The organism is Streptomyces sp. NPDC007346, assembly GCF_040703535.1.
Taxonomy (GTDB): Bacteria; Actinomycetota; Actinomycetes; order Streptomycetales; family Streptomycetaceae; genus Streptomyces.
In genome coordinates this window covers 1-10,015 of the sequence record NZ_JBEYKR010000202.1, presented here as the reverse complement: position 1 = coordinate 10,015, position 10,015 = coordinate 1, and the positions used below count along the sequence as shown (strand labels likewise).

Sequence of the window (10,015 nt, the reverse complement as noted above, 5' to 3'; positions counted from 1 at the left end):
GCCCCGCGCGCGGCGCCGCGCCCCGGGGCCCGCCCCGCGGCCCCCCGCCCCCCCCCCCCGCTCCCGTGCTGCTCACCGCGTCCCGAGGACTACAGCGCGCCGAACCCCACACGCCGGGTGGTCGGCTCACCGATCTCCACGTACGCGATCCGGTCGGCCGGCACCAGGACCTTGCGGCCCTTCTCGTCCGTGAGGCTCAGCAGCTCAGCCTTGCCGCCCAGTGCGGCGGCGACCGCGCTTTCGACGTCCTCGGCGGAAAGCCCGCTCTCCAGAACGATCTCGCGGGGCGTGTGCTGCACCCCGATCTTGACCTCCACGGCTATGTCCCTCCGACGGTCAGTCCTCTGCGCGGCGAACCGCGCCGTACGCAGCCACATTAGCCCGGTGGGACCACCCGTCACGGCCCGACCGGCAACGCCCGCAGCGAACACGGTGTGCCGGAGGGGCTCCGGAGCCCGGGGCGGGGCGTCAGTGCTGCTCGACGCCGTGCAGCGGGAAGCCCGCGATGCCCCGCCAGGCCAGCGAGGTGAGCAGCTGCACCGCCGTGTCGCGCGGGATGCTGGAGCCGCTGGAGAGCCAGTAGCGCGCCACCACCTGCGACACGCCGCCGAGCCCCACCGCGAGGAGCATGGACTCGTCCTTGGACAGCCCCGTGTCCCCGGCGATCACGTCGGAGATCGCCTCGGCGCACTGGAGGGAGACACGGTCGACCCGCTCGCGCACGGCGGGCTCGTTGGTCAGGTCGGACTCGAAGACCAGCCGGAAGGCGCCGCCCTCGTCCTCCACGTACGCGAAATAGGCGTCCATCGTCGCCTCGACGCGCAGCTTGTTGTCCGTCGTCGACGCCAGGGCCGTCACGACGGCCTGGAGCAGCGACTCGCAGTGCTGGTCCAGGAGGGCCAGATAGAGCTCCAGCTTCCCGGGGAAGTGCTGATAGAGCACCGGCTTGCTCACGCCGGCCCGCTCGGCGATGTCGTCCATCGCGGCGGAGTGGTAGCCCTGTGCGACGAAGACCTCCTGCGCGGCGCCCAGCAGCTGATTGCGTCGGGCGCGGCGGGGAAGGCGTGTGCCCCGCGGGCGCGCTGCCTCTGTCTGCTCGATGGCGCTCACGCCGCCTCCCAAATATGTGTTCCAGCACAGCCGATCCGTACACGCTGCGCCGTACAGCCATCGTACTTTTGGGTAACCCCGGTGCGCGCGGCGCGGACGCAGAATTTCACGGACCGGACGGCTGCGGAAGCCACAGTTCTCCGAGGTCGGGGGCAAAGCGGGTCGTATCAGCGGTAATCGTCCTCATCCAGGGGGATCACCCTGCGCTGTTCCGCCACATCGGCCTCGTTGGCGGCGGCCGGATCGACGGTCTCCACCTCTTCGTCGTCCTCGGGCCGGATGTCCGTCCGCTGCTCGGCGGCGTCCGCCTCCGGGGCCTCCGGGCCGGGTGCGTCCGGCTCGGCGTTCTCGAAGGTGTCCGGGTCGCTCGGATCGACCGTCATGTGTGGCTCCCTTCCTTCCCTTGAAGCGTAGGAGCAACACTCCTACCCCGCGATGTGGCCTGTGACCGCGAACACATGAACTGGTACGTGATCGTCTCGTAACATTGGCGCATGTCTTCGACCGAGCTGCCGGGTACCCAGGCCGTCGCCGCCGCGGCGGCTCCCACGGTCAGCGCCGTCCGGGTCGCCGAGGGTGAGCGGCTGCGCTCCGTGGCGCTTCCGGGGCTCACGCTGACCGTCCGTTCCCGGCCCGCCGACCGGACGGGACTGCCCCCCGCCCTCTTCGTGCACGGCCTCGGCGGGTCCTCGCAGAACTGGTCGGCGCTGATGCCGCTGCTGGCGGACGTGGTCGACCCCGACGCCGTCGACCTGCCCGGATTCGGTGACTCGCCGCCGCCGGACGACGGCAACTACTCGATCACCGGGCACGCCCGTGCGGTGATCCGGCTGCTGGACGCGGGCGCGCACGGCCCCGTCCATCTCTTCGGCAACTCCCTGGGCGGCGCGGTCGCCACCCGGGTCGCCGCCGTCCGCCCCGACCTCGTGCGCACCCTCACCCTGATCTCGCCCGCGCTGCCCGAGTGGCGGGTGCAGCGGCCCGCCGTACCGACCGGGCTCCTGGCGGTCCCGGGGGTCGCACCCCTGTTCGCCCGGCTCACGAAGGACTGGACGGCGGAGCAGCGGACGCGCGGAGTCATGGCACTCTGTTACGGCGATCCGGCACGGATCTCCGACGAAGCCTTCCGCCACGCGGTGGCCGAGATGGAGCGCCGGCTGGAGCTGCCGTACTTCTGGGACGCGATGACGCGTTCGGCCCGGGGCATTGTGGACGCCTACACCCTGGGCGGCCAGCAGGGACTGTGGCGCCAGGCCGAGCGGGTGCTCGCACCGACCCAGCTCGTGTACGGCGGACGGGACCAGCTCGTCTCGTACCGGATGGCACGCAGGGCGTCCGCGGCCTTCCGCGACGCCCGGCTGCTGACGCTGCCCGACGCGGGGCACGTGGCGATGATGGAGTACCCGGAAGCGGTCGCCCAGGCGTTCCGGGAGCTGCTGGACGATTGCGGCGGGAGCTGATCCGGGGCGTGGGACGACACAGCCGAAAGGGCGCGGAGGCCACCCGCCAGGACGCCGCAGCGGCGGCCCAGGGCGGCCGGCGCGCCGTACCCCGGCCCGCCCCCGGCAGCGGCCGGCGCAGGCGCCAGGGGCCCGTGCCCCCCGCCGAGGGGCGCGCCCCCTTCCAGGGCGCCCCCCAGGTGCGTGGCGGCCACCCCGAGCAGCGCGAGCCGGGCGGCGGGTGGGGGACCGGACCCCAGCCGCGCTACGAGACCCCGGGCGGGCAGCAGCCCTACGGCGGCCCGGCCCAGCCCTCCGGGCAGCCGGGCCACGGGAGTCCGGGCGGCCGGCAGCCCTACGGCGGCCCCGCCCCCGGCACCGTGCCGTACGCGCAGCCGTACGGGGCGCCGGGCCGCCAGGACCAGGACGCCGCCCGGGAAGAGGCCGTGGCGCGCCAGGTGTCCGCCCAGCGGGCCGCCCAGCGCGCCGCCGACGGGCGGACGGCGCGTCAGCCGGCCGCGGCCCCCGGGGCGGTGCCGGGCCCGCGCCGGGAGTTCGTCGACGCCTTCGACACCGACGCGGCCACCGCCGGCCCCCCTGACGCCCCCTCGGGCGCCGGAGCCGCCGGGCCCCCGGCGGAGCCCGACGACGCCCCTGACGGGGAGCCCGCCGAACGCCATGGGCGCAAGGGCGGCAAGGGGCGGACCTTCACCGGGATCGCCGCGGCCGCGGTGACGACCGTGCTCGCGGTCGTGGTGGCCGGACAGGTCGCCGAGGACTCCGCCGACCGGAGGGCCGCGGCGGGACGCGAGGCCGGGGTCGACCGGGACGGCGGCGAGGGCGCCTCGCGCTCGGACGCCCGCCCGACCCCCGAGCACCCCCCGGTCCGGGCCCCCGAGGTCAAGCCCCTGTCGTACGCCGAGAAGATGGCGCAGCCCTACCCGCTCCCCGCGGACCTGAAGGCGACCGGCAAGTTCGAGGCCGTCCCCGGACTGGCGAAGGCGCCCGGCAAGGGGCGCAAGTACCGCTACCGGATCGATGTCGAGAAGGGCCTCTCCCTCGACGCAGGACTCTTCGCCGAGGCGGTCCAGAAGACGCTGAACGACGACCGGAGCTGGGCGCACAACGGCGCGATGACCTTCGAGCGGATCTCCTCCGGGAGCCCGGACTTCGTGATCACGCTCGCCAGTCCCGGGACGACCGGTGAATGGTGTGCGAAATCCGGTCTGGACACGACGATCGACAATGTCTCGTGCGATTCCGCCGCGACCGACCGCGTGATGATCAATGCCTATCGCTGGGCGCAGGGTTCCGCCACATTCGGCCCGAAGAAACTGCTGGCCTACCGCCAGATGCTCATCAACCACGAAGTCGGCCACCGGCTCGGCCACAACCATGTGAGCTGCCGCACGCCCGGCGCCCTGGCCCCGGTGATGCAGCAGCAGACGAAATCCCTGAAGGTGGACGGGATCACGTGCAAACCCAACCCCTGGGTGCACCCCGGCGGTTGACGCCCCTGTCCGTATGCCGAGACGGCCGTCTTGTTCCGCTTTGACAGCGCTCAAGGCGGTCGTTCATATTTCTCGGCATGTCACGCAGCCCCGCGCCTTCCGAGATCGCCGCCCTTGAGCTGGCGCTTCTCGGCGTGACCGGGCACTGCGTAGCCGACGTTCTCTGTCGCTGACGCCTGTCCGAGCGCGCTGTCGGTCCTCTCCCTTGTCCGTGATCCACCCGTGAGCCCCTGACGGCTCCGGTGGCCCCGTGACCGCCGCGCCCGGACGTACTCCGTCCGCAGGCGCGGCATTTCTTCTGCCCGGCCCCTCGCCCGGCCCTTTCCTCCGGTCCGGTTTCGAGGCCGGGACCTTCTCCGGCTGTCGCCTGCGCGGAGTTCCTTCCGCATTCCCTGCTTCCGCGCCATTCGCCGCAGTATTCCGAGAGGTCATCTTCCGATGCGTCAACCGTCCGTCATATCGCGCCGCGTGGCCGCGGCCACCGTCACCCTCGTCCTGGCAGCGGGCGCCGCGGCCTGCGGTCCCGAGGACAGCAAGGGCGGCGACAGCGGCTCCGGAGCCGAGGGCACGCCGCAGAAGGGCGGCACCCTCACCGTCCTGAACCGCAACACCCAGCAGGACTTCGACCCCGCGCGGCTCTACACCTCCGGCGGCGGCAACATCCCCTCCCTCGTCTTCCGCACGCTCACCACCCGCAACCGCGAGGACGGAGCCGAGGGCGCGCAGGTCGTTCCCGACCTCGCCACCGACCTGGGCAAGCCCAACGAGGACGCCACGGTGTGGACGTACACCCTCAAGGACGGCCTCAAGTACGAGGACGGCACCGCGATCACCTCGGCCGACATCAAGTACGGCATCGAGCGCTCCTTCGCCCCCGAACTCTCCGGCGGCGCCCCCTACCTGCGGGACTGGCTGATCGGCGGGGCCGACTACCAGGGCCCGTACAAGGACAAGAAGGGGCTCGACTCCATCGAGGTGCCGGACGACAGGACGATCGTGTTCCGGCTGAACAAGCCCGAGGGCGAGTTCCCCTTCCTGGCCACGCAGACCCAGACCAGTCCGGTGCCCAAGGCCAAGGACACCGGCACCAAGTACGAGGAGCACCCGGTCTCCTCGGGCCCGTACAAGGTCGTCACCAACGAGAACGACGGCGAGCGCCTCATCCTGGAGCGCAACCCCCACTGGTCGGCCGAGACCGACGAGGAGCGCAAGGCCTACCCCGACCGGATCGACGTCCGCTCCGGCCTGGACGCCGCCGTCATCAACCAGCGGCTCTCCGCCTCCCAGGGCGCCGACGCCGCCGCCGTCACCACCGACACCAACCTCGGCCCGGCCGAACTCGCCAAGGTCAGCAGCGACGAGAAGCTCGCCGCCCGCGTCGGCACCGGCCACTTCGGCTACACCAACTACATCGCCTTCAACCCGAAGGTGAAGCCCTTCGACGACCCGAAGGTGCGCCAGGCGATCTCGTACGCCGTCGACCGCACCTCGGTCATCAACGCGGCGGGCGGCTCCTCGCTCGCCGAGCCCGCCACCACCTTCCTCCCCGAGCGGGACTCCTTCGGCCACACGCCCTACGACCACTTCCCGGCCGGGAAGACCGGGGACGCGGAGAAGGCGAAGGAGCTGCTGAAGGAGGCCGGGTACGACAAGGGCCTGACCGTCACCCTCACCCACTCCAACGCCAAGGACTTCGAGACCAGCCCGGAGATCGCCACCGCCATCCAGGCCGCGCTCAAGAAGGCCGGCATCACCGTCAAGCTCCAGGGCCTGGAGGACAACGACTACTCCGACACCATCCACGACGCCAAGAAGGAGCCCGGCTTCTTCCTCGCCCACTGGGGCGCCGACTGGCCCTCCGGCGGACCCTTCCTCGCCCCGATCTTCGACGGCCGCCAGATCGTCAGGAACGGCGCCAACTTCAACACCGGTTTCCTGAACGACCCCGAGGTCAACCAGGAGATCGACGAGATCAACAAGCTGACCGACCTGAAGGCCGCCGCCACCCGCTGGGGCGCGCTCGACAAGAAGATCGGTGAGAAGGCGCTGACCGTGCCGCTCTTCCACCCGGTCTACAAGCGGCTGTACGGCCAGGACGTCAAGAACGTCGTCATCAGCGACTGGACCGGCGTCCTGGACGTCTCCCAGGTCGCGGTCAAGTAGCCATGTCACAGACCCTTCTGGTCCAGGAGGCGGGAGCGGCGCCGGCCGTCGCCCCCGCCTCCGGGGCCCGGCTGTTCTGGCGGAGGCTGCGCGCCCAGCGCGCGGCCTTTGCCGCGGCCCTCGTCGTCCTCCTGCTCATCCTGGTCGCGCTCGCCGCGCCGCTGCTCACCGGGCTGGCGGGCCAGGACCCGAACGCCTACCACCCCGACCTCGTCGACTCGGCGGCCGGCGGCGTCCCCATCGGCCCCTTCGGCGGCATCAGCGCCGACCACTGGCTCGGCGTCGAACCGCAGACCGGCCGCGACCTGTTCGCCCGGATCGTGTACGGCGCCCGGGTCTCGCTCGGCGTCGCCCTCGTCGCCACCGTCCTCCAGATCACCCTCGGCCTGGTCATCGGCCTCGCCGCGGCGCTCGGCAGCCGCTGGGTCGACCAGCTCCTGAGCCGGATCACCGACATCAACGTCGCCCTGCCGATCATGGTCATCGCCCTGGCGCTGCTGGCGGTCGTCCCCGAGACCTTCCCCCGGCCCGTCCTGATCGCCCTGGTCATCGGGGGCATCAACTGGGCCGGTACGTCGAAGATCGTGCGGGCCCAGGCGCTCGCCCTGAAGTCCCTCGACTTCGTCTCGGCGGCCCGGCTCAGCGGGCGCGGCACGTGGTCCATCGCCCGCCGCGAGCTGCTGCCCTCGCTCGCCGCCCCCGTGATCACGTACGCGGCCCTGGCCTTCCCCACCAACATCATCGTGGAGGCGGCCCTCTCCTTCCTCGGCGTCGGCATCAAACCGCCCACCCCGTCCTGGGGCCAGATGCTCACGGAGGCCGACACCTGGTACCAGGCGGCCCCCACCTATCTGCTGCTCCCCGCCGGGCTCCTGTTCGTCACCGTCCTCGCGCTCACCGTCCTCGGCGAGGGCGTGCGCACCGCACTCGACCCGCGCGCCGCCTCCCGCCTGCGCGTGGGCACGAAGCGGACCGAGGAGGACGCGGCATGACCGGCTTCCTGATCCGGCGGCTCGGCGGGGCGGTCCTCGTCCTGTTCGCCCTGACCGCCATCCTGTACGGGATCTTCTACGTCGCCCCGGGTGACGTCGCCCAGATCGCCTGCGGCCCGCGCTGCTCGCCCGCCCAGGTCGCCCAGGTCACCGAGCAACTGCGGCTGAACGACCCGCTGTACGTGCAGTACGGGCACTTCCTCCAGGGCATCGTCGCCGGCCGGGACTTCTCCACCGGCATCGGCGTCGAGCACTGCTCCGCCCCCTGCCTCGGCGTCTCCTACCAGTCCGACCAGCAGGTCACCCAGCTCATCCTGGCCAAGCTCCCGGTCACCGGCTCGCTGGTCATCGGCGCCTTCGCCGGGTGGCTGCTGCTCGGCGTGGGCACCGGCGTACTCTCCGCCTGGCGCCGGGGCCGGCTCACCGAACGCGTCCTGACCTGGCTGACCCTGGCGGGCTCGGCCACCCCGGTCTTCGTCATCGGGCTGCTGCTCATCATCGTGTTCAGCTCCACCCTCCGGTGGCTGCCCGCCCCCTCCTACGTCCCCTTCGCCGAGGACCCCGAACAGTGGGCCTGGGGGCTGCTGCTGCCCTGGGTGTCGCTGGCGCTCATCGAGTCCGCCAAGTACGCGCGGCTCACCCGCAGCGCCATGCTGGAGACGCTCGCCGAGGACCATGTGCGCACCTTCCGCGCGTACGGGGTCGGGGAGCGGACCATCATCGGCCGGCACGCGCTCCGGGGCGCGGTGGCGCCCGTCATCGCGCTCAGCGCCCTGGACTTCGGCTCGATGTTCGGCGGCGCGGTGCTCACCGAGTCCCTTTTCGGCATCCCGGGCATCGGGCGCGAGCTGGTCCACGCGGTCAAGGTCGTCGACCTGCCCGTCGTGGTCGGCATGGTGCTGGTGACCGGGTTCTTCGTCGTCCTCGCCAATGCCGTCGCGGACCTGCTGTACGCGCTGGCCGACCGACGGGTGGTCCTTTCATGACGACGCGTGACCCGGTGAAGGCAACGCGTGAACCATTGGTCGACGTGTCCGGCCTCACCGTCGACTTCGGTTCCGTACGGGCCGTCGACGGGCTCTCCTTCACCCTGGAGGCGGGCGGCGCCCTCGGCGTGGTGGGGGAGTCCGGCTCCGGCAAGAGCGCCTCCGCCTACGCCCTGCTCGGCCTGCACCGGGGAACGGGAGCCCGGGTCGGCGGCACGGTCCACGTCGCCGGTACGGACGTGAACGCGGCCGACGACGCCGGGCTGCGGGCGCTGCGGGGCGCGAAGGCCGCCATGGTCTTCCAGGACCCGCTCTCCTCGCTCGACCCGTACTACCCGGTGGGCGACCAGATCGCCGAGGTGTACCGGGTCCACCACCGCGCCTCCCGCAAGGCCGGCCGTGCGCGGGCCGTGGAGGTGCTGGACCGGGTCGGCATCCCGGACGCGGCCCGCCGCTCCCGGCTGCGGCCGCACGAGTTCTCCGGCGGGATGCGTCAGCGGGCGCTCATCGCCATGGCGCTGGCCTGCGAGCCCCGACTGATCGTGGCGGACGAGCCGACGACCGCGCTGGACGTCACCGTGCAGGCCCAGATCCTGGACCTGCTGCACACCCTGCGCCAGGAGACCGGCATGGGGCTGCTGCTGGTCACCCATGACGTGGGCGTGGCCGCCGAGAGCGTGGACGAGGTGCTCGTCATGCGCGACGGCCGCGAGGTGGAGCGCGGGCCGGTGGCCCGGGTGCTCGGTTCGCCGCGCGCGGCCTACACGAAGGAGCTGCTGGCGGCGGTGCCGAGGGTGGAGACCCGGAGAGTGGTGCCGGCGCCTGTCCCCGAGCAGCGCTCCGCTCAGGGCGCCGTGGCGGACGTGAGCGGCGCTGAGGCCCCCGTACCCCTGCTCGAAGCCGTCGACCTGCGGCGCGAGTTCGGCCGGGGGAGCGGGCGGGTCGCCGCCGTGGGCGGGGTCTCGCTCACCGTGCACGCCGGGCAGACGCTCGGCATCGTCGGGGAGAGCGGCAGCGGCAAGACCACGCTCGGGCGGATGCTGGTCCGCCTGCTGGACCCGACGGCGGGCCGGCTCCGTTACGGGGGTACGGAGATCGGCTCGCTGTCGGAGAAGGAGCTGCGGCCCTTCCGGCGCGAGCTCCAGATGGTGTTCCAGGACCCGGTCGCCTCGCTCAACCCGCGCCGCTCGGTCGGGGAGTCCGTGGCCGATCCGCTGCGGGCCGCCGGGGAGGGCGACGAGGGGCGCGTACGGGACCGGGTGGGCGCACTCCTGGAGCGCGTCGGGCTCGACCCGGCGCACTTCGAGCGCTACCCGCACGAGTTCAGCGGCGGACAGCGCCAGCGCATCGGGATCGCCCGCGCCCTGGCCGCCGAGCCGAAGGTCATCGTCTGCGACGAACCGGTCTCCGCGCTCGACGTCACCACCCAGGCCCAGGTCGTCGCGCTGCTCGCGGAGCTCCAGCGCGAACTCTCCATCGGCCTGGTCTTCATCGCCCACGACCTCGCCGTGGTCCGGCAGGTCAGCGACCGGGTCGCGGTGATGCGGGACGGCCTGATCGTCGAGCAGGGCAGCGCCGACGAGGTGTACGGAGACCCCCGCGACCCGTACACGAAGCAGCTGCTGGCGGCCGTTCCGGTGCTCGACCCGGGGCTGGCGGCCACCCGCCGGGCGGCCCGCAGGGAACTGGCCGCAGCCTGACCCTCCGTGACAACCGACCGCCGTACCGCGACGCAACGCGATCGGGGCGGGAAAGTTACGACGGTTCACCCCTTTCGGTGGCGGGGCGGCGAGAACAGCGGGGGGCCCCCCCCC

At 72.5% G+C, this 10,015-nt stretch carries 10 protein-coding genes; 7 read left to right on the top strand and 3 right to left on the bottom strand.

Going from position 1 to position 10,015, the window contains the following annotated elements:
* Positions 1-89: 89 nt before the first annotated feature.
* The 3 genes from AB0917_RS31745 to AB0917_RS31735 form a co-directional block, all read right to left on the bottom strand.
* Positions 90-317 carry a DUF3107 domain-containing protein gene (locus tag AB0917_RS31745; protein WP_366823163.1) on the bottom strand — a complete coding sequence of 76 codons (228 nt, stop codon included), beginning with the start codon at positions 315-317 and terminating at the stop codon, positions 90-92.
* A gap of 151 nt (positions 318-468) precedes the next feature.
* The gene (locus AB0917_RS31740) at positions 469-1,110 is read right to left on the bottom strand and encodes a TetR/AcrR family transcriptional regulator (protein WP_073878597.1); all 642 of its coding nucleotides are present in this window, start codon (positions 1,108-1,110) and stop codon (positions 469-471) included.
* Between the two features lie 167 nt (positions 1,111-1,277).
* Positions 1,278-1,493 carry a hypothetical protein gene (locus AB0917_RS31735; protein ID WP_366823162.1) on the bottom strand — a complete coding sequence of 72 codons (216 nt, stop codon included), beginning with the start codon at positions 1,491-1,493 and terminating at the stop codon, positions 1,278-1,280.
* 111 nt (positions 1,494-1,604) lie between these two features.
* Between AB0917_RS31735 and AB0917_RS31730 the strand changes: the two genes are divergently transcribed.
* The 7 genes from AB0917_RS31730 to AB0917_RS31700 all read left to right on the top strand — a co-directional run bounded on the left by AB0917_RS31730 (position 1,605) and on the right by AB0917_RS31700 (position 9,901).
* Positions 1,605-2,570, top strand: coding sequence for an alpha/beta hydrolase (locus AB0917_RS31730; RefSeq protein ID WP_366823161.1), 966 nt, complete (start codon positions 1,605-1,607; stop codon positions 2,568-2,570).
* Between the two features lie 8 nt (positions 2,571-2,578).
* The gene (locus AB0917_RS31725) at positions 2,579-4,060 is read left to right on the top strand and encodes a DUF3152 domain-containing protein (RefSeq protein WP_366823160.1); all 1,482 of its coding nucleotides are present in this window, start codon (positions 2,579-2,581) and stop codon (positions 4,058-4,060) included.
* A gap of 77 nt (positions 4,061-4,137) precedes the next feature.
* On the top strand, positions 4,138-4,233 hold the full coding sequence (locus AB0917_RS31720) for an Ms4533A family Cys-rich leader peptide (RefSeq protein ID WP_316943073.1): 96 nt from the start codon (positions 4,138-4,140) through the stop codon (positions 4,231-4,233).
* 265 nt (positions 4,234-4,498) lie between these two features.
* Positions 4,499-6,223 carry an ABC transporter substrate-binding protein gene (locus tag AB0917_RS31715; protein ID WP_366823159.1) on the top strand — a complete coding sequence of 575 codons (1,725 nt, stop codon included), beginning with the start codon at positions 4,499-4,501 and terminating at the stop codon, positions 6,221-6,223.
* Positions 6,224-6,225: 2 nt separating this feature from the next.
* A complete protein-coding gene (locus tag AB0917_RS31710; RefSeq protein ID WP_366823158.1) occupies positions 6,226-7,215 on the top strand; it encodes an ABC transporter permease in 990 nt (329 codons plus the stop codon).
* Positions 7,212-8,201, top strand: a complete 990-nt coding sequence (locus AB0917_RS31705; protein ID WP_366823157.1) for an ABC transporter permease — start codon at positions 7,212-7,214, stop codon at positions 8,199-8,201. Before AB0917_RS31710 ends, AB0917_RS31705 begins: the two co-directional genes overlap by 4 nt.
* A complete protein-coding gene (locus tag AB0917_RS31700) occupies positions 8,198-9,901 on the top strand; it encodes an ABC transporter ATP-binding protein (RefSeq protein ID WP_366823156.1) in 1,704 nt (567 codons plus the stop codon). The genes AB0917_RS31705 and AB0917_RS31700 overlap by 4 nt, the downstream gene beginning before the upstream one ends.
* Positions 9,902-10,015 lie beyond the last annotated feature (114 nt).

Bases quoted from the DNA above. Each gene is read 5' to 3' on its own strand.
- AB0917_RS31710 (WP_366823158.1), top strand. From the start codon at position 6,226: ATGTCACAGACCCTTCTGGTCCAGGAGGCGGGAGCGGCGCCGGCCGTC.
- AB0917_RS31715 (WP_366823159.1), top strand. From the start codon at position 4,499: ATGCGTCAACCGTCCGTCATATCGCGCCGCGTGGCCGCGGCCACCGTC.
- AB0917_RS31700 (WP_366823156.1), top strand. From the start codon at position 8,198: ATGACGACGCGTGACCCGGTGAAGGCAACGCGTGAACCATTGGTCGAC.
- AB0917_RS31735 (WP_366823162.1), bottom strand. From the start codon at position 1,493: ATGACGGTCGATCCGAGCGACCCGGACACCTTCGAGAACGCCGAGCCG.
- AB0917_RS31720 (WP_316943073.1), top strand. From the start codon at position 4,138: ATGTCACGCAGCCCCGCGCCTTCCGAGATCGCCGCCCTTGAGCTGGCG.
- AB0917_RS31730 (WP_366823161.1), top strand. From the start codon at position 1,605: ATGTCTTCGACCGAGCTGCCGGGTACCCAGGCCGTCGCCGCCGCGGCG.
- AB0917_RS31705 (WP_366823157.1), top strand. From the start codon at position 7,212: ATGACCGGCTTCCTGATCCGGCGGCTCGGCGGGGCGGTCCTCGTCCTG.